At 65.3% G+C, this 21,961-nt stretch carries 19 protein-coding genes; 11 read left to right on the top strand and 8 right to left on the bottom strand.

What is annotated here, in order from left to right:
• Complete coding sequence (locus tag KY501_RS12870) at positions 1-444, top strand: AgmX/PglI C-terminal domain-containing protein (protein WP_224363198.1); 444 nt, start codon at positions 1-3, stop codon at positions 442-444.
• A gap of 7 nt (positions 445-451) precedes the next feature.
• A complete protein-coding gene (locus tag KY501_RS12865) occupies positions 452-1,603 on the top strand; it encodes an acyl-CoA dehydrogenase family protein (protein ID WP_224363197.1) in 1,152 nt (383 codons plus the stop codon).
• A gap of 34 nt (positions 1,604-1,637) precedes the next feature.
• On the opposite strand, the gene KY501_RS12860 is transcribed toward KY501_RS12865, so the two are convergent.
• The 8 genes from KY501_RS12860 to KY501_RS12825 form a co-directional block, all read right to left on the bottom strand.
• Positions 1,638-3,317 (bottom strand): nitrilase-related carbon-nitrogen hydrolase, encoded by a 1,680-nt coding sequence (locus tag KY501_RS12860; RefSeq protein WP_224363196.1) that lies wholly within the window; start codon positions 3,315-3,317, stop codon positions 1,638-1,640.
• 59 nt (positions 3,318-3,376) lie between these two features.
• Entirely contained in the window at positions 3,377-4,750 is a 1,374-nt protein-coding gene (locus KY501_RS12855) for a cobyrinic acid a,c-diamide synthase CobB (protein WP_224363195.1), read from the bottom strand.
• On the bottom strand, positions 4,740-5,705 hold the full coding sequence (locus KY501_RS12850) for a FecCD family ABC transporter permease (protein WP_224363194.1): 966 nt from the start codon (positions 5,703-5,705) through the stop codon (positions 4,740-4,742). Before KY501_RS12850 ends, KY501_RS12855 begins: the two co-directional genes overlap by 11 nt.
• A complete protein-coding gene (locus tag KY501_RS12845; RefSeq protein WP_224363193.1) occupies positions 5,702-6,490 on the bottom strand; it encodes an ABC transporter ATP-binding protein in 789 nt (262 codons plus the stop codon). Before KY501_RS12845 ends, KY501_RS12850 begins: the two co-directional genes overlap by 4 nt.
• Positions 6,491-6,503: 13 nt before the next feature.
• Positions 6,504-7,337, bottom strand: coding sequence for an ABC transporter substrate-binding protein (locus tag KY501_RS12840; protein ID WP_224363192.1), 834 nt, complete (start codon positions 7,335-7,337; stop codon positions 6,504-6,506).
• A 144-nt stretch (positions 7,338-7,481) separates the two neighbouring features.
• Entirely contained in the window at positions 7,482-8,306 is an 825-nt protein-coding gene (locus KY501_RS12835; RefSeq protein WP_224363191.1) for a carbohydrate ABC transporter permease, read from the bottom strand.
• 3 nt (positions 8,307-8,309) lie between these two features.
• The gene (locus KY501_RS12830) at positions 8,310-9,254 is read right to left on the bottom strand and encodes a carbohydrate ABC transporter permease (RefSeq protein ID WP_224363190.1); all 945 of its coding nucleotides are present in this window, start codon (positions 9,252-9,254) and stop codon (positions 8,310-8,312) included.
• Positions 9,255-9,264: 10 nt separating this feature from the next.
• Positions 9,265-10,530 carry an ABC transporter substrate-binding protein gene (locus KY501_RS12825; protein WP_224363189.1) on the bottom strand — a complete coding sequence of 422 codons (1,266 nt, stop codon included), beginning with the start codon at positions 10,528-10,530 and terminating at the stop codon, positions 9,265-9,267.
• Between the two features lie 400 nt (positions 10,531-10,930).
• Here KY501_RS12825 and KY501_RS12820 point away from each other — a divergent pair, with 400 nt between their 5' ends.
• The 9 genes from KY501_RS12820 (at position 10,931) to KY501_RS12780 (ending at position 21,953) form a co-directional block, all read left to right on the top strand.
• Positions 10,931-12,211 carry a carbohydrate porin gene (locus KY501_RS12820; RefSeq protein WP_255636438.1) on the top strand — a complete coding sequence of 427 codons (1,281 nt, stop codon included), beginning with the start codon at positions 10,931-10,933 and terminating at the stop codon, positions 12,209-12,211.
• 378 nt (positions 12,212-12,589) lie between these two features.
• Positions 12,590-14,305, top strand: a complete 1,716-nt coding sequence (locus tag KY501_RS12815) for a 30S ribosomal protein S1 (protein ID WP_224363187.1) — start codon at positions 12,590-12,592, stop codon at positions 14,303-14,305.
• Positions 14,306-14,384: 79 nt separating this feature from the next.
• Positions 14,385-15,149, top strand: coding sequence for a VOC family protein (locus KY501_RS12810; protein ID WP_224363186.1), 765 nt, complete (start codon positions 14,385-14,387; stop codon positions 15,147-15,149).
• A 192-nt stretch (positions 15,150-15,341) separates the two neighbouring features.
• Complete coding sequence (locus KY501_RS12805) at positions 15,342-16,523, top strand: thiolase family protein (protein WP_224363185.1); 1,182 nt, start codon at positions 15,342-15,344, stop codon at positions 16,521-16,523.
• A gap of 4 nt (positions 16,524-16,527) precedes the next feature.
• A complete protein-coding gene (locus tag KY501_RS12800; RefSeq protein ID WP_224363184.1) occupies positions 16,528-17,226 on the top strand; it encodes a CoA transferase subunit A in 699 nt (232 codons plus the stop codon).
• A 7-nt stretch (positions 17,227-17,233) separates the two neighbouring features.
• The gene (locus tag KY501_RS12795) at positions 17,234-17,890 is read left to right on the top strand and encodes a CoA transferase subunit B (protein ID WP_224363183.1); all 657 of its coding nucleotides are present in this window, start codon (positions 17,234-17,236) and stop codon (positions 17,888-17,890) included.
• 58 nt (positions 17,891-17,948) lie between these two features.
• Positions 17,949-18,329, top strand: coding sequence for a TIGR02266 family protein (locus KY501_RS12790; protein ID WP_224363182.1), 381 nt, complete (start codon positions 17,949-17,951; stop codon positions 18,327-18,329).
• Between the two features lie 227 nt (positions 18,330-18,556).
• Positions 18,557-20,491: a DUF7151 family protein gene (locus tag KY501_RS12785; RefSeq protein WP_224363181.1), complete on the top strand. Its 1,935-nt coding sequence runs from the start codon at positions 18,557-18,559 to the stop codon at positions 20,489-20,491.
• A gap of 175 nt (positions 20,492-20,666) precedes the next feature.
• Positions 20,667-21,953 carry a class I SAM-dependent RNA methyltransferase gene (locus tag KY501_RS12780; RefSeq protein WP_224363180.1) on the top strand — a complete coding sequence of 429 codons (1,287 nt, stop codon included), beginning with the start codon at positions 20,667-20,669 and terminating at the stop codon, positions 21,951-21,953.
• The last annotated feature ends 8 nt before the right edge of the window (positions 21,954-21,961 follow it).

Below are 21,961 nucleotides of genomic sequence, written 5' to 3'. Positions count from 1 at the left end.
ATGAAGCAGTCCCTCATCGCACTGTTGTTGCTGGCTTCCCAGGTGACGTTCGCGCAGGGCGCCCCAGCGGGGAAATCCGCCAAGGCCCCGGCTCCGGCCGCGCAGAAGCCCGCCGAGCCCGAGTTCGACCCCAGCCGGCTGCCCTTCACGCCGGACTCGGTCCAGCAGGTGATCCAGCACCACAAGGGGAAGATCCGGGAGTGCTACGAGGACACCATGGCCTCCAAGTCGAAGAAGGTGGAGGGCAAGCTGATGACGTCCTTCGTCATCACCGACCAGGGACTGGTGAGGGACGCCCGGGTGATGAAGAAGGGGACCACGCTGAAGGACTCGGGTCTGCACGACTGCGTGGTGGCGGTGCTCACGTCCATGAGCTTCCCCAAGCCGCCGGACGGCAAGGACCACCCCATTGAGTATCCGTTCAACCTGACGGCCATCGAGTAGGACTCCCGTGAATCTCGAGCTCACCGAGACCCAGACGCTCATCCGCGACACCGCGCGCAAGTTCGCCAAGGAGAAGGTGGCCCCGCAGGCGCGCACCTTCGATCGCGAGGAGATCTTCCCCACGGCGCTCTTCAAGGAGCTGGCCGAGCTGGGATTGCTGGGGGTGAACCTCCCGGCACGCTACGGCGGAGCCGAGGCGGGGGTGGTCGCCTACTCGCTGGCGATGATGGAGATCGCCGCGGCGTGCGCCTCCACGTCCGTGGCCATGTCCGTGACGAACATGTGCGCGGAGCTGATCCACGCGTTCGCGACGGAGGCCCAGCGGGAGCGGTTCGTCACGAAGCTGACCTCGGGCGAGGCGGTGGTGGGAGCATTTGCTCTGTCCGAGCCCCATGCGGGCTCTGATCCGGCTGCGATGCGCACCACGGCGGTGCGCAAGGGCGACACGTGGGTGCTCAACGGCAGCAAGCAGTGGATCACCTCGGGCGCGCACGCGGGGGTGATCGTGGTGTGGGCGCGCACCTCGCAGCAGCCGGGCAACAAGGGCCTGTCGTGCTTCATCGTGGAGGGCGGAACCAAGGGCCTCATCATCGGCAAGCATGAGGACAAGATGGGGCTGCGCTCCTCGAACACGGTGAGCCTGACGTTCGAGGACTGCACCATTCCGGCGGACCAGCTCCTGGGGAAGGAAGGGGAGGGGTTCAAGCTGGCGATGGTGGCGCTGGACGGTGGGCGTATCGGCATCGCTTCGCAGGCCTGTGGTGTGGCGAGGGCGGCGCTGGAGGCGACGGTGCGGTACACGAAGGACCGCCAGGCCTTCAAACAGCCCGTCGCCGAGTTCCAGGTGCCGCGCTTCATGATGGCGGACATGAAGGTGCAGCTCTCGGCGGCCGAGCTGCTGACGCTGAGGGCGGCCTATCTGAAGGAGACGGGCAAGCCGTTCACGCGAGAGGCCTCCATGGCGAAGCTGTATGCCAGCGAGATGGCCAACCGGGTTTGCGACAAGGCCGTGCAGCTCCACGGTGGCTACGGCTACATCGACGAGTTCCCCGTCGAGCGCTACTTCCGTGACGCGCGCGTGCAGACCATCTACGAGGGCACCAGCGAGGTGCAGCGGATGGTCATCGCCCGCGAGACCCTCAAGCTCTTCAACTCCTAGCCGCGCGTACCGGCCGGCCAGGAGCGAGAGTCCCTCAGCAGTTGTCCTTCCCGCAGGGCAGGAGCATCTGCTGGAAGTCGAGGAAGCGCGGCTCCTTCTTGGAGCGGACGTGCTGCGTGTTGAGCTGCATGAGCACGCGGCCATCGGCCTCCATGAAGCTGGGGTTGGACTGATAGCCGCCCAGGTAGATGCCTTCCTTGCCGTGCAGGTTGGCGACGACGATGTGCAGGTAGTCGCCCGTCCGGCTCTGCCACAGGGGGCTGAGCACGCTGGAGTCGGTGTCCGCGTTGATGGCCACCACGTCCACGCCGAGCTTCGCCATGACCGTGGAGGTCTCGGGAGCGAACATGTCCTTGTCCTGCAGCAAGGCCACGCGGGCGTAGTCCCGGTCGATGATCCAGTAATTGTTCGCAAGCGGGATCTGCTCGTCCCTGGCGCGGTGCGTCCGCAAATAGGTGTAGCTCTGCCCGGAGGGTGTGAGGAGCCGGCTCTCCGGCGGAGCGGCGGCTCCGAAGTGGAGCAACAGATCGACGTTGGACTGTGTGGAGAACGCCTGGAGCGCCTGCAGGCCCGTGGGATCAGGGGCCTGGAAGTAGTTGGCGGGGTAGACGATCAGCCTCAGCGTGTAGCCCGCCTGCTTCGCCGCCGCGAGCGCGCTGTTCGCCGAGGCCAATGCGGCATCCCAGGGAGTGGCGGACGACCCGGGATCCACCGCGGCCGCGGCGAAGATGCCAACGGGCGGGAGCCCGAACTGGCTGAAGGTATAGGACTCCAGCGTGTCCTGGCCGATGAGCGAGTAGAGCTCTGGGCGACGGACCACCGGGAAGACTCTCTGCTCGCGGACGGGGAGCTCGCCATAACCGATGGCGATCTGCGGCTGCGAGAGATCCGCGAGCACCTGCCCCGTGGACGTCATGATGATGCTGCGAGAGTCGTAGCTGAAGTCGTAGGGAAACGGGGAGGGGATGGTGAAGGAGTCCTGATTGAAGAAGACCTTCTTGCTGCCCTGCCCACCCTTGCCGAAGCGGTTCGCCACGATCATCGAGAAGTCATTCTCGAAGGTGCGGACCCTCACGAAGTCGGTGGTGATGCCCACGTTAGCCGGTGCCAACAGGATCTGGGTGCCCGCGATGGCCGCCAGCCGGGGGAACTGCGAGTAGAACATGTCCGCGCAGATGACGATGCTCAGCCGCCCATACGGCGTGTCGAAGGTCGGAATGGGCGCGAAGACCTCGGCATTGTAGGAGGCCTCGAGCAGGTTGTTGCGCTTGCGGTAGACCCCCAACACCTTCCCATCGGGCCCGATGAGTGCCACCGCGTTGTAGTAGAGGTTCGTCTTGGCCTCGTACTCCGGAAGTCCGAAGGCCACATAGACGCCGTAGTGTTTGGCGACCGCCCCCAAGGCTTGCGTGGAAGGCCCCGGGATGGGCTCCGCGACTTTCGAGATCTCCTCCCGGCTGAAGAACGAGTAGCCCGAGGTGGCCATCTCCGTATGGACGATGATCTGGGCCCCATGGCTGGCCGCTTCCTCAGTCAGCTGCACCAACCGCTGGCGGTTCTGATCGACCTGGCCCTCCTGGGGTTCGAAGTGCACTGTGGCCACCTTGACGGTGGCGGGAGGTGGGGGCTTGGGCTTCAAGAAACCCGCGCAACTCGTGCTCAGAAGGCCGCACATCAACAAGGGCAGATGCCCCCGCATCATCCACGTCATCATGCCTGTGACTCCCGGTCTGGGTGAACTGTGGCTCGTCACTCAGGTCGCGGCAGGATGTCTTATCGGCTTTCCAGGCACTTCTTGATCCAGTTGTCTGGAATGGAAGGGTTCGACCTGAAGTGCAGATGAACATAGCTGCCCAGGACGTTCTTCCAAAGGAATCCCTCTCTAAATTGCTCTCCCATGCTGCTCGTTACGCGATAGCCACGCGAACTCCTGGGAGTGTGAAGGATTCGAGACTGATGGAACTCCTGGCCGCGTGCCGTGGTGCCGGCGGGCCCCAGGAGTGTGGGACGCGTTGTCTTGACCTCCACGTACTTGATGGAGAGGTGCTTGCTGTCCATCAGGAAGTCGAGCGGCAGCACGGAGGCCATGGGGTGGCGGGCGCCATCGAAGCCCGTGAGGCTTTGCCCCAGGTACATGAGCCCTCCACACTCCGCATAGATGGGCATTCCCTGGTGGGCTCTGGCGGCGATCTCCTCACGCATGGGCGTGTTGCGTGCCAGCTCCGCCGCGAAGCTCTCGGGGTAGCCGCCTCCGAGGTAGAGGCCATCGGTTCCAGGCGGAAGCCGAGCGTCCTTCACCGGGCTGAAGAACTGAAGCTGCGCCCCGGCCGCCTCCAGCATCTGGAGGTTCTCCGGGTAATAGAAGCAGAAGGCCTGATCCCTGGCGACCGCCAGCCGGCACCGGGCCGCGAACCGTGGCGTCTGAGAAGAGGCTGCGGCCCTTCGCCGCCGGACGATGCGGAAGCGCCGCTCCAGGTTCTCGAGATCGAGCGTCTGCCCGGCCTCTCGCAACTTCCGCTCCCAGGCCTCTCCGAGCGAGTTCTCTTCCACGGTCAGCAGGCCCAGGTGCCGCTCGGGAATGGCAAGCTCGTTGGTGTGGAGGATGTACCCCAGCGAGAGCTTCTGGAGCTTCGGTGGGAGAGAGTCGAGCACCATCTGGTAGTGCCGCTTGCTCCCAGCTCGGTTGAGGATGAACCCGGAGATCCGCACGCGGGGATCGAAGTCCATGAAGCCTCTCAGGACGGCTCCCGTGCTTCGGGTCATGCCCCAGATGTCGATGACCAGCACCACCGGGATGCCCAGCTTCCTGGCGAGAAAGCTGGCACTGCCCCGCTCCTTCGTCCCGTTCTCTCCGTCATGGAGCGCCCCCATGCTCTCGATGATCGCGACATCCGACCCGGAGGCAAACGTGGAGAAGCTCCGGCGCAGAGGGGCCAGTCCCATCATCCACAGATCGAGGTTGATGGAGCTCCGCTCGGTCACCCGCCGGTGGTACCCGGGATCGATGAAGTCGGGCCCGATCTTGAAGGGCTGGACCTGATAGCCACGACCGCGGAGCGCGGCCATGAGAATCAGGCTGGTCGTCGTCTTGCCCACTCCGCTGTGCGTGCCTGCAATGATGAAGGCGGGCGTCGCTCTAGCCTCCATGGATCGCTCCCTGCGTGCGGACCTGGCGGGTGAGAAGGAGGACCAGGAGCGGCGCTCCCATCGCGGCGGTAAGCATGCCCACCGGCAGATCCCTCCCGGGAATGAGGATCCTCGCCACGGTATCGCACGCGGCCAGGAAGGCCGCTCCCGTCACGGCGGACATGGGAAGGATGATTCGCCTGCTGGCACCCAGGGCCAGCCGCACCAGGTGAGGCACGATGAGCTCCACGAAGGCAATGGGACCACACCAGGCGGTGCAGGCCGCGACTCCCAGCGCCGCGAGCCCGATCACGCTCGCCCGGAGCCTGCGGATGTTCACGCCGCGGGCATAGGCCAGCTCTTCACCCCACGCGAGCGCCTCCAGGTTTCGGATCTGCCCCAGCAGTCCCGCGCAGGAGATCAGGCAGAACGGCAACAGGATCAGGACTCCTCGGTAGCCCACCTGGGGAAGGTGGCCGAGAGACCACTGCATGGCGGCTGCCAACGTGGCCGAGTCCGCGGACTGCTGGAGCCCCGTGGAGAGCGAGCTGGCCGCCAGCGAGACCGCCAGGCCTGCGAGCACGAGATCGTTGATCCGGACCCTCCTGCGCGCTGCGATGGCGGCCACCAGCAGGCTGACCCCGATGGCTCCCAGGAATGCGGCGCCGACGATGAACGAGACGCCCCAGGCATGGAAGCTGGCGCCGAGCACGAGCGCGGCCACCGCGCCCAGCATCGCGCCGGCCGTGGTGCCCACGGTGCTCGGCGCGGCCAGTGGGTTGGAGAAGAGCGACTGATAGACGACGCCCACCAGCGAGAGCGTGCTCCCCACCAGTACGGCCATCAGCACGCGCGGCATGCGCAGGTGCCAGAAGACGAAGTCCTCTGCCCCCGCCGGAAGGGGAGGACCCACGAAGGGCGCCGCCACCAGGATGCCGATGCTGACCACGACCAGCAGCAGGATCCGCCTCTTCATGGCTGCCTCGCCGAGAGCGGACCGCTGGCGAAGAACCGTCGTCCGTGAAGCTGGACCGACTGGACCTCCACCCGGAACAGGCTGCCAAGCTGTTCGCCGAGCTCCGGCGCGTCGTAGCGGGCTGTGAACCGAATCCTCCCGGCCTCGAGTCCCACCACTTGGATCCGCCGCGACTCCTCGGGCTCCACCGCGTGGGAGAGGACGTTGACGTCATGCGTGACGCACAGAATCCCCAGCCCCGCGCGCCACAGCTGGCCGACGAGTCGGTAGAGCTCTATCTGTTGCGCGGGATCCAGGTAGCTGGCGGGCTCATCCATCAGCACCAGCCGGGGCTCCTGGGAGAGCAATGCCGCGATGGCCACCTTCTGTTGTTCACCGCCCGAGAGCTGGGTGTACGTCCGAGAGGCGAAAGCGCTGGCCTGCACCCGCTCCAGCGCGGAACGAGCCGCCTCCAGCGAAGCCGCATGGGACTCGGGGAACCGGTAGCGTGCCGCGGCCACCAACTCGAGGACCGGGATGGGTTCGGTGATGCCGAGCCGCTGAGGCAACCATGCCAACCGCGCCGCACGCTCGTGTGCCGCGAGATGATGGACGGGGACTCCCTCCACCCGGACCGTCCCGGAGGTCGGCCGCAGCAAGCCGAGCGCTACCCGCAGCAGGGTGCTCTTGCCCGCCCCATTGGGGCCCACGACGGCGATGAAGTCCGAGGGCGACATCCGCAGCGAGACATCATCGAGGACGGTGCTCGTGCCTTGGTGCAGGGTGACTTGCTGAAGATCCAGCATCGTCGGAGCAGGATCACTTGGCACAGGGCACGGAAGGCAGTTCCTGACGGAGCCGCTCGACGAGCTCGAGGATGCGGGGGCCTACGGATTGCACCCCCTTGCCCGAGATGATCCGGACCGCGTCACACCGAACGGCCTTGAGGGTGGAGAGCTTCTTCCAGGCATCCAGATAGCTCTGCCGCGCCGCCTCATCCAACTCACCGGACACCAGGACGAGGATGGCATCGGGATTGAGTTCGATGACGCGCTCCATCGAGAGGTTGGGCGGCCCCGAGGAGGGCGTCTCGATGATGTTGCGGGCCCCGGCCGCCTCCAGCGCTGCACCATGAAGGGAGTTGGGCTTCATGTACCAGATGCTGGAGAGCTCCTGCGTGCCTCCGATCACGAGCAGCACGCGAGGCGCATTGGGTGGGGCGCGGCGCGACAGCGTCTCCTTCAGCCGGCGAGCGAGCTCTTCGGCTCGGTCCTGGTGACCCGTCCACTGTCCCAGCTTGCGAGTGCTCTCCACGATGTCGTCGAGGCTGTGCCACGACAGCAACTCGGTGGGCGCGATCGCGGCCAGTTCCTGCTCTCGCGAATTCAGGGTGCGCTCACTGATGATCCGGGTCGGGCGCAGTCCTGCCAGCGCCTCGTAGGCGGGCGTGAGCGCGGTACCCGCTCGAGGAAGCCGGATGGCCTCCGGCGGGAAGTCGCAATAGTTCGAGATGCCGACCACCTGGTCCCCCGCACCAATCGAGAACAACACCTCGGTGATGGCAGGGGAGAGAGAGACCAGCCTCGGCGCCACAGGAGCAGGCGGTGGAGAGGCTCGCTCGGTGCAGGCACAGACAACCATCAGGCCAAGCACGACGAGCCATCTGACGCCTGGCCAGGGACGGGTCCCGGTGTTCGCACTCAGCGTGCGAGAGAGCAACATGGGGCGGGCAGACTGTCCCACAAGCACTCCAGGGTCAAGCGCAGCGGACGAGCGCAGAGGGGCCTACGCCCCGTGTCAGCCCTTCACCGCGCCGGCGGTGAGGCCGGAGACGATCTTCCGCTGGAAGATCAGCACCAGTACCACCAGCGGCACCGTGACGATCACCGAGGCAGCCATGATGAGGCCCCAAGGCGTCTCGAACGCGCTGCCACCGCTGAAGAGGGCGATGGCCACCGGCACCGTCCGCACGTGGTCGGACTGGGTGAAGGTGAGCGCGAAGAGGAACTCGTTCCATGCGGCGATGAACGCCAGCAGCCCCGTCGTCGCCATGGCGGGCCCCAGCAGCGGCAGGAACACGCGGAAGACGATCGTCGTCGGAGTGGCGCCATCGACGATGGCCGCCTCCTCCAACTCCTTGGGCAACTCGCGCATGAACGTGGTCAGCACCCAGACCGTGAAGGGCAGGGTGAGGATCAGGTTCGAGACGATCAGCGCGGGCAGCTTGTTGTAGAAGCCCAGGGCGCGCACCAGCTCGAACATGCCCGACAGCACGGCGATCTGCGGGAACATGGACACGCCGAGCACCATGAGCAGCAACAGCCCTCGCCCCCGGAACTCGATGCGCGCCAGAGCGAACGAGGCCGTCAGCCCCAGCAGCAGCGACAGCACCACCACCGCCGTGGCGACGATGACGGAGTTGAAGATGTTCTGCCCGAAGGGCTGCGCCGTGAAGACGGCCACGTAGTTGCTCCACGCGGGCTCCTTCGGCCAGGGGTCCACTTCGAACAGCGCGCTGCCCGTCTTCAGGGACGAGACGATCGCCCAGTAGAAGGGGAACAGCGTGTAGACGGTGATCACCGCCAGCAGAAACCAGAACGCGATCTTCTTCACCCAGCGCATGTCCTAGGCCTCCGTGAGCTTCACCCGTCCGACCACCATATAGACGGCGGTGAACAGGGCGATGATCGCGAACAAGAGCGCTGCGGAAGCAGAGCCCACACCAATCTCCTGGTACTCGAACATCCGCTGCCGAGCGTAGCCCGCCATCGGCATCGTCTCCGTGCTACCTCCCGTGAGCACGAAGAACACGTCGAACACGCGCAGCGCGTCCAGCATGCGGAAGATGATGGCCACCATCAGCGGTCCCCGGAGCAGCGGCAGCGTCACCTGGAAGAAGACCCGGATCGGTCCCGCCCCGTCGATGCGCGCCGCCTCGTAGATGTCGTCCGGCAGCATCTGCAGCGCCGCGAGAATCAGCAGCGCCATGAAGGGCGTCGTCTTCCACACGTCCACGGCAACCACCGCCGCGAACGACAGGCCCGGCTCCGCCGTCCAGGCCAGCGCCTCGTGGATGAGCCCCAGCTTCAGGAAGATCGCGTTCACGACACCGTAGATGTCATTGAACATCCACGCCCACATCCTCGCGGAGACAACGGTGGGAATGGCCCAGGGCACCAGCACCGCGGCGCGAAGCACGCCCCGGCCGCTGAACTTCGCGTGCAGCGCCAGGGCGATGACCATCCCCAGGACCGTCTCGAGGAACACCGAGACGAAGGTGAACCGGAAGGTGGTCCACACCGTGGTCCACCAGTCCGGGTCCTCCAGGACGTACTGGAGGCTGTCCAGCCCCACGAACTGCGAGGCCCCCAGGTCCGTCAGGTTCGCGTCCGTGAACGCGAACCAGAACGTGCGAGCCAGGGGCCATCCCGCGACCAGGCCCATGACGATCAGCGTGGGCGCGAGGAACATCCATGCAGCGCGGGTTCGTTGGCGGATGAGCGCGGAGGGAGGAGCCTCGGGCTCACCCGTGACCGTGCTGTTGGCAACCGGAGTCGTAGAGCGGGTCATCACCGCCCTTTTACCACTTACCGCCCTTGCCGAGGCTCTGGAGCTTCGCCTCGACCTTCTTCAGGTTGTCGGCCGCCTTGCCCTTGCCGGTCAGCGTCGCGTACACGCCGTTGCGGAACTCGGTGCTCACCTGGTTGTACTTCGCCCCCGTGATGGTCGGCCGGGGAACCGCATTCACGAAGGTGTCATACAGGCTGCCCATGAAGGGGTTGGCCTTGAGCAATTCCGGGTCCTTGTAGAGGCTCATGATGGTGGGGTTGAACGAGGCCACCAGCGCGCGGCGCTTCTGCTCCTCGGGGCCCGTCAGGTACTTCACCAGGTCCGCCGCCAGCTTCGGGTTCTTGGAGAACTTCGACACGCCCAACTGCCAGCCGCCCAGCGTCCCGGTGGACTTGCCGTCCGCGCCGCCCTTGGGCAGCGCCATCACGCCCACCTTGCCGGCCACCGGGCTGTCCTTGCCGTTCACCAGCGCCCAGGCGTACGGCCAGTTGCGCATGAACACCGCGTTGCCCGCCTGGAAGGCATTGCGCGCCTCTTCCTCCTGGTAGTTCAGCACGCCCTTGGGCACCACGTTGCCCACCAGCCCCGCGAAGAAGTCGATCGCCTCGGCCGCCTTCGGGTTGTTCACCGTCACGTTGCCCGTGGAGTCCACGATCGTCCCGCCCTTGAACGAGTCGATCCACTCCAATGCGTTGCAAGTCAGGCCCTCGTACGCCTTGCCCTGGAAGACAAACCCCACCAGCTTGGCATCGCCCGCCTTCTTCTCTCCCTCCAGCACCGCCTTGGCCGACTGCACCAACTCCTGCCACGTGGTGGGAGGCTTCTGCCCGTACTTCTCCAGCAGATCCTTGCGGTAATAGAGAAGTCCCGCGTCCGTGAACCACGGGATGGCAATCAATTTTCCATTCACCGTGTTGTTTTTTACGATGGGCTGAAAGTGCTCTTTGAGCACGTCCTCGCCGAAGTACTGCTTCAGGTCGACGAAGTTGTTGGCCATCAGGCCCGGCCACACCACGTCGATGCGGATCACGTCCACGTCCGCCGAGCCGGCCGCCAGCAACTGCTGGAATTGCGCGAGCTGCTGCCCCGCATCTTGCGGCACGCTCATCAACTCCACGGTGTTTCCGGTCTTCTTTGCCCAGGCTTCCGCGCCCTGTTTGCAGACATCCGCTTCCTGGCCCACGGAGCCACAGGCGATGACAAGCTTCTCCGCCAGCGCGAGGCCCGGAGCAAAAAGCGTTGCCACGGCCGCGAGACCTGCGAGTACCTTCTTCATTGCGAGTCTTCCTCCCAGCGGAGGCGCCCCGGGGTTGGGACGCGGGCCGCGATTCCGAGCGAACTGACGCGGCCCGTCAATGATTGACGCAGCAAGTCATTGCGGCCAATGTCGCCGCCCCGACGTGGGCAGCGGATGCGTATCATGTTTTTCCCATGATCATCAGGCTTGATTCTGTGAACTATCAGGCTTTATGAGGGGCGCGGCTCGTCGGGGCCCTACCGTGGAGAACCCCCTCTCCTCGGCGTACTCCACACATCCTCAACATCTTGGGAGCTGTATCGTGCTTTCTGCTCGAAGACTGCGTTCCTGTGTGAATTCGCTGCTCGCTGTGTTGGCTTTGGTCGCGGTTCCCTCTACCGCGATGGCGGGGCTCGAATCTGGACCCTTTGAATTCGGTATGTACGGCCGCATCGGCACCGCCTGGAATCCCCAGAGCGGCCGATTCGTGCACGGCTTGTCGATGAACCTGCTGGGCAACACGCTGGGCGGCCGCCTCGAGGAGGGTGACTACCTCGAGCCCACCCTCAAGCTGAACATCGTCAAGCCGGTGGCGGACGATCCCACGAAGCCGTGGTTCCAGCTCGTGCTCACGCCGTCGATGTTCCCCACCAACGGCTCCTTCATCACCGCCTTCTCCAACAACTTCACGGACAAGCTGCGCATCGAGCTGTTCCAGGCCTACCTCGAGACGGGCAACCTGGTGCCGGATCTGAGGATCTGGGTCGGCACGCGCTTCTACCGCAGCACGGACATCCACATCGCTGACTACTTCTTCTTCAACGATCTCAGCGCGCAGGGCTTCGGCGCCAAGTACAAGGGCCTGGACCTGGCGGTGCTGATGAAGACGGGCGGCCCGCTGGACGTCATCAACGCGGACGACTCCACCTCGTCGATCACCCGTCAGCGCACGGTGTTCGTCGCCCAGTACGTGCTGCCGGTGCAGGATAAGCACTCGGTCACCTTCATGGGGCAGTTCCACTATCTGCCCGCCGCCCGGGCGACCATCGGTGGTGAGGCCGCGGCGCCTTCCGACATCGGCTACGTGGGTGGCGTGAAGGGCCGCCTGGATCTGGGCAACGGCAGCTTCAACGAGCTGGCCCTGCGCGTGGGCGGCGGCATCGCCAACGGCGCCTTCAACAAGTCCGGCACCTGGGACACCCAGGGTCTGGCGAACGAGGATGGCAAGTTCTCCGGCGCGCTGGGCTTCGAGGCGGTGGATCACTTCCTCTTCAACGTGAACCCGATGTTCACCCTCAACGCCTACGCCCTCTTCCAGTCCAGCAAGGGCGCCGCGGACGGCCCCCGGCTGCTCGGCACGGCCTCCAACGAGAGCTCCGTCTTCGCCGCGGGCGTTCGCACCTTCGTGTACTTCACCGACCACTTCCACCTGATCAACGAGCTGTCCTACCAGACGTTCAAGCAGGAGATCCCCGAGGGCGTGGACGATCCGGGCATGCCGGGCGAGGTGAAGTTCTCCATCGCCCCCACGCTCGTGCCGTCGGGTGAGCGCTCGGCCTGGGCGCGTCCGCACCTGCGCTTCATCTACACCCTGGCCGTCTATAATGAGGCGGCGCGTAATGCCGGGGCCGCCGGACTCGCGGTCTCCCCGTACATCGCCACGTTCGGTCCTCGCACCTTCGGTCACTACCTGGGCGCGCGCGCCGAGTGGTGGTTCTAGTCGCCGTCCCAGTCGTCTTCATGCCTCTCGGGCGGGCGGGCAAGCATCCCACCTGCCCGGGCCATCCCCTCGGACATGTTGCCCCGGGGGGAGCGCGTTCATAAAAGGAGAGGACCCCACACGGGCCGGGAAGCGCGTCCGGTCCGCCAGGGTGTGGCAGAAGGGTACCCCAGGAGCCAACCAGCCCTCGGGCGCGCCCTATCGGTCTTTCATCACAGTAAACGCGTGCTCGCTTGACTGCCGGAATAACCGGTGTCTAGGGTGCGCGGCTTCTACATCGTCCCCAGGGTGGGGATACACGAGGCTTCCGTCGCGCCCCGCGGATGGCACTCGTGACAAACAGGGGCAGCTGTACCGTTGACCAAGGACTTTCTATTCATGCAGCAGAACGTGAACCAGCAGATCGGACCGGAGGGTGGCGACGAAGATTTTGCCGCGATGTTCGAGGCGTCGCTCAAGGAGCGCGGTGGTGACGGCATCCTCAAGGAGGGTGAGATCGTCAAGGGCACCGTCGTTCAGGTGACGAAGGACTACGCGATCGTCGACATCGGGTACAAATCCGAAGGCCAGGTTCCGATCTCCGAGTTCACCAGCCCCCGCGGCGAGATCACCGTCAAGGCCGGTGACGCCGTCGAGGTCCTCCTGGAGAGCCGTGAGAACGACACCGGCATGGTCGTCCTCTCCAAGGAGAAGGCCGACAAGATGCGCATCTGGGACGAGATCAGCGCCGCCTGCGAGCGCGATGAGATCGTCAAGGGCACCATCGTGGGTCGCGTGAAGGGTGGCCTCTCCGTCGACATCGGCGTGAAGGCGTTCCTGCCCGGCTCCCAGGTGGATATCCGCCCCGTTCGGAACTTGGACCAGTACATCTCGAAGGAATTCGAGTTCAAGGTCATCAAGTTCAACAAGAAGCGCGGCAACATCGTGCTGAGCCGCCGCGTGCTGCTGGAGAAGCAGCGCGAGGAGATGAAGAAGGAGACCCTCAAGAACCTCAAGGAGGGTGCGGTCCTCAAGGGCGTGGTCAAGAACCTCACCGACTACGGCGCCTTCATCGACCTGGGCGGCATCGACGGCCTGCTCCACATCACCGACATGTCCTGGGGCCGCATCGGTCACCCCAGCGAGATGTTCAACGTGGGTGACGAGGTTCGCGTCGTCGTCCTCAAGTTCGACCCGACGCAGGAGCGCGTCAGCCTGGGCCTCAAGCAGATCCAGGAGGATCCGTGGCACCGCGCCGACGAGAAGTACCCGGTCGGCACCCGCGTGCGCGGCAAGGTCGTCTCCATCACCGACTACGGCGCCTTCATCGAGATCGAGCAGGGCGTCGAGGGTCTGGTGCACGTGTCCGAGATGTCCTGGACCAAGCGCCTCAAGCACCCGTCCAAGATCCTGGAGGTCGGCCAGGAGGTGGAGGCCGTCGTCCTGGACATCGATCCGAAGGCCAAGCGCATCGCGCTCGGCATGAAGCAGATCGAGCAGAACCCCTGGACGCTGCTGGAGGACAAGTACCCGATCGGCTCCGTCATCAAGGGCCAGATCCGCAACGTCACCGACTTCGGCGTGTTCGTCGGCGTCGAGGAGGGTGTGGACGGCCTGGTTCACGTGTCCGATATCTCCTGGACCCAGCGCATCAAGCACCCGGGCGAGCTCTACAAGAAGGGCGACGAGGTTGAGGCGGTGGTGCTCAACATCGACGTCGAGAACGAGCGCTTCAGCCTCGGCATCAAGCAGCTCACGCCCGATCCCTGGGAGACGCTGTCCGAGCGCACCCCGGTGGGCAGCCGCGTGAAGGGCAAGGTCACCAAGGTCACCGACTTCGGCGCGTTCGTGGAGATCGAGCCGGGCATCGAGGGTCTGGTGCACGTGTCCGAGCTGCGCGAGGAGCGCGTGGAGAACCCGCGCGACGTCGTGCAGGAGGCCCAGGAGGTCGATGTGAAGATCATCGACATCAACACCCAGGACCGGAAGGTGGCGCTGTCCATCAAGGCGCTCATCGGCGAGGGCTCGGATGACTACCGCGAGTACCTCCGCAAGCAGGCCGAGGGCAGCAAGGCGCGCCTCGGCGACGTGATGGCGAGCAAGCTGAAGAAGTAGGCTCGCACCTCCTTCGGGAGGTCTCGACGGCCGGGTTCCCTAGCGGGGGCCCGGCCGTTTGCTTTGAAGGGGAGGGCAGATGAGCAAGAGCGGATACACGCACGGCCGTTTCGTCTGGCGCGAGTTGATGACCCGGGATGCTGCGAAGGCTCGGGCGTTCTATGGCGGGCTGCTGGGGTGGACGTTCGAGGACGTTCCCCACGCGGATGGCGGCAGCTACACGCTCATCAAGCTGGGCGGGAAGGAGATCGGCGGGCTCATGCAGCTGCGGCCCGAGCAGGGGGACCAGTCCTTCTGGCTGAGCTACGTGTCCGTTCCGGATGTCGACGCCGTGGTCCGGATGGCTCTGGAGATCGGTGGCTCGGTGGCGCACAGCCCGACGGATATTCCGCACGTGGGCCGCTTCGCTGCTGTGCAGGACTTCGCGGGCGCGGTGGTCGTCGCGTATCGGGATCTCCAAGGGGATCCTCCCCTGGAGGCACCCAAGCCCGGGGAGTTCTGCTGGGAGACGCTGGGCACGCCGGACCTGGCTCGCGCGAAGGCCTTCTACGGGAGGCTCTTCGGCTGGACGACGATCAAGGGCCTGGGCGGCACCGAGGTGGGGTTTTCCACCGACGACAGCGCCCGAGGCCAGGTCGCCGACATCCAGGTGAACAAGGAGTTCACCCCTGCCTGGCTGCCCCACGTCATGGTGCAGAAGCTCACGCCCGCGTGCGATCGCGCCACCGAGCTGGGCGGGCAGATTCCCGTGCCCCTCATTGCGGCTCCGGGGCTGGGTCGCATTTCACTCATCGAGGACCCGACCGGAGCCCACCTGGCCCTCTTCGAGCCCGCTCGGAAGTGAGTCGGGCGAAGGGTGGCCATGTGGGTATGCCCCCGTGTCTCGGGGGTGTTACTCATTGTCAGCCCAAGTGTTGGGAGCCCAGCGCAGAACTCATGCCTTCCGGGGGCTGAGGCGAGGGGGTGACCGACACGCCTTGACCCCTGTGATAAGGGCTCACCTGTTCGCATTCCCGGTTCCCAAGGAGGCAGTTTCATGGCTCGTGAAGTCGTCATCGTGGGCGCGGCCCGTACTCCCATCGGGGCCTTCCAGGGCTCTCTGTCCAAGCTCACGGCGCCGCAGCTCGGCGCCATCGCCATCAAGGCGGCGCTGGAGCGCGCGGGCGTCAAGCCGGAGGCGGTGCAGGAAGTCATCATGGGCTGCGTGCTGCAGGCGGGCGTGGGCCAGGCTCCCGCGCGGCAGGCCCTGCGCGCCGCAGGGATCCCGGACACCGTGCCGGCCACCACCTTGAACAAGGTGTGCGGCTCGGGCCTCAAGGCCGTGATCGCCGGCGCCCAGGCCATCGCGCTGGGCGACTATGACGTGGTGGTGGTGGGCGGCATGGAGTCCATGTCCAACGCCCCGTACGTGAGCCACACGATGCGCGGCGGAGCTCGCATGGGCAACGTCGAGTTCAAGGACGCGATGATCCTCGATGGCCTGTGGGATCCGTACGACAACGTCCACATGGGCGTGTGTGCCGAGGAATGTGCCACCTCGCAGGGCGTGAGCCGCTCGCAGCAGGACGAGTACGCGCTCGAGTCCACGCAACGCGCCATCAAGGCCCAGAAGGAGGGCCTGTTCACCTCGGAGATCGTCCCGGTGCCCGTGCCCGGCAAGAAGCCCGAGGACACCGTCATCGTCGCCGAGGACGAGGGCCCTCGGAACGCGAAGCCGGAGAAGATCGCGGGCCTCAAGCCGGTGTTCAAGAAGGACGGCACGGTGACGGCGGCCAACGCCTCGTCCATCAACGACGGCGCGGCGGCGCTGGTGCTCATGAGCGAGGAGCGCGCCAAGGCCGAGGGCCGGACCATTCTTGGCCGCATCACCGGGTACGCCCAGGCGGCGCGCAAGCCGGTGGAGTTCACCATCGCCCCGGCGGACGCCATCAACAAGCTGCTGGAGAAGAAGGGCCTGAAGACGGACGCGGTGGATCTCTGGGAGATCAACGAGGCGTTCGCGGTGGTGTCCATCGCCAACAACCGGCTGCTCAAGCTGGACCCGTCCAAGGTGAACGTGCGCGGCGGCGCGGTGGTGCTGGGGCATCCGATCGGCGCTTCGGGCGCGCGCGTGCTGGTGACGCTGCTGCACACGATGAAGGACCACGACAAGAAGCGCGGCGTGGCGTCGCTGTGCATCGGCGGCGGCGAGGGCATCGCTCTGATGGTGGAGCGCTGAGCGCATGAACAAGATCTTCGCGAGCGCGGACGAGGCGGTTGCCGACATCCCGGATGGCTGCACGCTGATGAGCGGCGGCTTCGGGCTGTGCGGCAACCCGGAGAACCTGATCGAGGCACTTCACCGCAAGAGCGTGAAGGGCCTCACGATCATCTCCAACAACTGCGGCACCACCGAGCTGGGGCTGGGGATCCTGCTGGCCAACAAGCAGGTGAAGAAGATGGTGTCCAGCTACGTGGGAGAGAACAAGGAGTTCGAGCGCCAGTTCCTCTCCGGCGAGCTGCAGGTGGAGCTCAATCCGCAGGGCACGCTGGCCGAGCGCATCCGCGCCGGTGGCTGCGGCATTGGCGGCTTCTTCACCCCCACCGGCGCGGGAACTCCGCTGGCCGAGGGCAAGGAGACGCGCATGATCGACGGGCGGCTCCACGTGCTGGAGACGCCGCTCAAGGCTGACTTCGCGATCGTGCGCGCCTGGAAGGCGGACCGCTGGGGCAACCTGGTGTTCCGCAAGACGGCTCGGAACTTCTCGCCGATGATGTGCATGGCGGCGAAGGTGACGATCGTCGAGGCGGAGCACATCGTCGAGCCGGGGGAGATCGACGGCGATCTCATCCACGTGCCGAGCATCTTCGTGCACCGGATCATCCAGTCGAAGAACCTCAAGAAGTGGATCGAGCGGCGCACCGTCCGCAAGCAGGCGTGAGGACTCCATGGCACTGACTCGTGAGCAGATCGCGCAGCGCATCGCCCAGGAGCTGAAGGACGGCTTCTACGTGAACCTGGGCATCGGGATCCCCACGCTGGTGGCCAACTACGTCCCCGCGGGCGTGGACATCGTGCTGCAGTCGGAGAACGGGCTGCTGGGCATTGGCCCCTGGCCCGTCGAGGGCCAGGAGGACCCGGACCTCATCAACGCGGGCAAGGAGACGGTGACGGCGCTCAAGGGCGCGGCCTACTTCGACTCGGCGCTGTCCTTCGGGATGATTCGCGGGGGCCACATCGACATGGCCGTGCTGGGCGCCATGGAGGTCAGCGAGCAGGGTGACCTGGCCAACTGGATGATCCCGGGGAAGATGGTGAAGGGCCCGGGTGGCGCCATGGACCTGGCCGTGGGCGCCAAGCGCATCTACGTGGCCATGGAGCACGCCAACAAGGACGGGCAGCCGAAGATCCTCAAGAAGTGCGCGCTGCCCCTGACGGGCCTCAAGTGCGTGCACCACATCGTCACGGACCACGCCCTCCTGGACGTGACTCCGGAGGGGCTGGTGCTGCGCGAGCTGGCACCCGGAGTGACGGTGGAGCAGGTGCAGCGCATCACCGAGCCGAAGCTGAAGGTGGCTCCGGACGTACGGGAGATGAAGGTCTGAAGGGTTGACGGTCCCCGGTTCCGCTGCGAGCATTCGCCTCTCTCGCAGCGGAGCGCTCATGGCCGAACACCCTCAGAAGCCCACCCCTGGGCCGCGAGCCGCCCCCCGGCTCGAATACGAATTGCCGGTGGCGTATCGAACCGTGGCCGGCTTCGTCACGGACTGGGCCGTCAACATCTCGCGGGGAGGGCTCTTCATCAACACGCAGAAGCCCCTGCCCGTGGGCACCCACGTGAAGCTCATCGTCTCTCTGCCGGGCACCGAGTTCCCGTTCGATCTCACGGGGCGGGTGACGCGCATCAACGAGACCCACTCGGCGCCCAACCAGGTACCAGGCATGGCCATCGAGTTCGTGGGCGTGGATGACGACAAGCGCACGCGGCTCGAGGAGTTCGTGGAGCGCCTGCGCAAGGCGCTCCCTCCGGATGAGCACGGCTGATCCGTTGGTGGCGAGTCCTGAGTTGGGGGAACTGCACACGCGCTGAGTGCGTACGACCTTGGCGGTACAGAGAGTCTCTTCCGGGCCACGTACCTTGAAAAGGTACTGACGTTCCAGTTCCTGCAAGCCCTTCGAGCCTGTTGCTCGAGGCGAGGGGAGCACGCGAGCGTCCGGGAGGGTTATCACTCATGACACTGGGAATGCGGCTCGGCGGGAGCATGCTGGGAGTGCTGCTCGTCGCCTGTGGTTCGAGCGGACAGAGGTCCAATTCGTTGATCCGGTTCGTGGAAGAACCGCCCGGCGCCCACTGCGCGAATGGAGGCACTCAGGTCAAATCTGGGCTCGACACCAGTGGCAACGAGAGCCTGGAAGACGGAGAGGTGACGAGCACGGCCTACGTCTGCAACGGGTCCTCCGGCGGCGAGACTTCTCGGGCGTTGGTGAGGATGGACGCCGAACCCGTGGGTACCAACTGCGCTCAGGGTGGCACTCGGGTGAGCAGCGGGCTGGATGGCAACGGCAACGGCACGCTCGAAGCCGGCGAGGTGACGAGCACCTCATTCGTCTGCAATGGCGCACCGGGCAACTCGAGTGACACGAAAGCGTTGGTGCGGACGACCTCCGAACCCGTGGGCAGCAACTGTGCCCAGGGTGGCACAGCGGTGCAGAGTGGGTTGGACTCCAACCAGAACGGGCAGTTGGATCCCGGAGAGGTGTCGAGCACGGCCTACATCTGCAACGGAGCCTCAGGGAGCCCCGGTGTCCAGGCGCTGGTGCGGCTGGAGGCGGAACCTGCGGGTGCCAACTGCGCCCAGGGCGGCACAGTGGTGTTCAGTGGTTTGGACTCCGATCGCAATGGAACGCTGGATGCGAGTGAGGTCAACCAGACACGATATGTCTGCTCGGCTCAGTCTGCCTTCGCAACCGGTTGGGCTGCGTCTGCGCCGACCGATCCCTCCGGCGAGGTGCCTGCTGGCTTCTGGTTCAACTCCGGGAGGAAGGTGAGCATCTTCAAGACAAGCGCTTCGTCGCGGCTCAAGATCACCATCTCTGACACCTTGGCCGCAGGCATGGGTGTCAACGGTGGATCTGCGTACTACAGGTTGAGGATGAACAGTGGTTATGTGTCGCCCGATTGCTTTCAGCGCCAATACGTTTGGAATTCAAGCGGTTGGACCAATACTTATTCCTTTCCTTTTGCAACGGTATGCCTCACGGAAGCGTTGCCTGCGGGCCTCTATGAATTCGATACCTGGGCATTCTCATCTGGGGGCATAGTCGCTGTTGGTGTAAACGCGTTCCGAAATCTCGTGCTGGTGGAGGAGCTTCTCCCGACGGCCAAGTACGGGTTCTCTACGGAGGGCGGTATCACAACGGTGTCAGGCACGACGTTTCGGAAAGCCCCTGGACGAACCGTGACCTTTACAAAGCAGGCATCAAGCTCCCTACTCAAGGTCACGCTCGCCGATACGTTCCGGATTAGCTCCAATATGAGCGCTGGCACTGTCTTGATCAAGATGGATGGATTCGAGACGTCCTGTTCGACGGGACAGTACGATGGCCAGGGCACAAATGGTGACTTCCACCACCCCATTGTCATGACTTGCGTGTTCCCAAGTGTTTCTGCGGGGGCCCATACCTTTGACGTCTGGATCCGCTCTAGCAGTACCAGTGCAGAAGCCTACCTGGGATGGGAACGCTCCTACCCACTGCTGCTAGTCGAGGAGATCGAGAATCAAAAATTGGCCTACACGAACGGAAGCTCGCCCAGTGGTGAATTGAGCGGGAACTGGGCTGGGGTGGGCTCACGTCAGGTGCAGTACACGGTCAGTGCCGCGCAGAAGACAGTCCGTGTGACCTACTCGGATACATTCCGGGGGACGGTTGGTTGCAATGGGAGTTGGGGATTCTACCAGTTGTACGTCGATGGGCAGCCCACGGGCTGCATCACTGGCCAATCGTCGTACAACTCTGGAAGCAGCGCTCAGGAACACCACCATCCGATCAATCAGACATGCCTGGTGAGGGATCTCGCTCCCGGTCCTCATACCTTCGCCATCTGGTCCACAACCGTAAACCCATCGAATGGAACGGCCTGCGGCTCGAACTACTTCGGTTGGAACCGCGGACAGAACCTCCTTCTGGTGGAGGAGATGCCCTGAGCTGACGGCCGCCATCGCAGAGGAGTGGGGCAGCCGCAAGTGAGGGGATCTTGCAGGGGAAGACCCGGGGGGCCATCTTCCTCGGCATGGCACAGGCAGCGGGCTGAGGTTTAGGACGGAATCCCGTCCGCTCTGGGTTAGGGTGAGGCAACCTCTCCACTGGGTTCCCTCATCCGTGCAGCACCTCCCTGAAACCCCCATCGAGTTGAACATCGAGCGCCTCGGCCAGCTGGGCGAGGGCGTGGCCTCCTGGCAGGGGCGCACCGTCTTCGTCCCAGGCGCCTTTCCGGGGGACGTCGTGAGCGTCCACCTGGAGCAGCAGGGCAAGGTGCTCCGAGGGCTGCTCCGGCAGGTGGTGACGCCCAGCAAGGACCGGCGCGCGTCTCCATGCCCCCGGAGCGCCGAATGTGGCGGGTGTGACTGGCTGGAACTCGCTGAACCGGCCCAGCGTGCCGCGAAGCAGGAGATCGTCCTCTCCACTCTGGAGCATCTGGGCCGCCTGACAAGGGATCGGTTCACCGTGCGCCCGCTCCTCGTGGCGCCAAGGGACTTCGGGTACCGGCGGCGGGCGGTGCTGCACTTCGCCAAGGGCGCCCTGGCTTTTTACGGCCGACGGAGTCACGAAAAGGTTCCGGTGACCGAGTGCGGCGCGCTCACCCCAGTCCTCGCCATGCTTCCCGGGAAACTGGCTCCGCTGCTCAAGCCGCTCTCCAAAGACGCCGAGGAAGCGCACCTGCTGGCAGAGGGGGGCAAGGCCGCCTTTGCGGTGATGCTGACCGGGCCGGTGACGCCTCGGCACGTGGAGGCAACTGAGGCTGCCGTGCGTGCGCTGCGCCTCGAAGGGGCCGTGCTGGTACCCAAGGAGGGGGCTCCTCGCGTCATCGGAAAGCCCGCACTGCGCTCTCTGTCTCCGCTGCGGCCCGAGGTTCCGCTGTACCTGCGCCCGGACTCCTTCGCCCAGGCCCATGCCGAGGCCAATGTGGGCCTCGTTACCGCCGCCCTTTACGAGTTAGCTCCCCGGGAGACCGACTCGGTGCTGGAGCTGTACTCGGGTAACGGGAACTTCACCTTTCCGCTGGCTGCCACCGCTGCCTCGGTGCTGGGGGTGGAGTCCTCCCCCGTGGGTGTGGAGTTGGCCCAGCGCAGTGCTCGGGAGAGTGGGGTGGCCAATGTCCGCTTCATCCAGGGGGATGCCCGGAAGGTCTGCGAGGGGCTCCTGCGAGAGGACAAGCGGTTCGACCTCTGCCTGGCTGATCCGCCTCGGGCAGGGGCCCCGGGACTCGCACGGCAAGTATCATTACTGGGAGTGAAGAGGGTCGTGTATGTGGCATGCGACCCGGCGTCGCTCGCCCGGGATGCGGCAGGACTGGTGGAGGAGGGTTACAAGCCCCTGGCGCTCCAGGTGGTGGACATGTTCCCCCAGACCCATCACGTGGAAGCCGTGATGTCGTTCGAGCGCTGAAGGAGGCC

Origin of the sequence: Hyalangium versicolor (assembly GCF_020103695.1) — a bacterium.
Taxonomy (GTDB): Bacteria; Myxococcota; Myxococcia; order Myxococcales; family Myxococcaceae; genus Hyalangium; species Hyalangium versicolor.
This window is presented reverse-complemented; position numbering and strand designations above follow the sequence as displayed.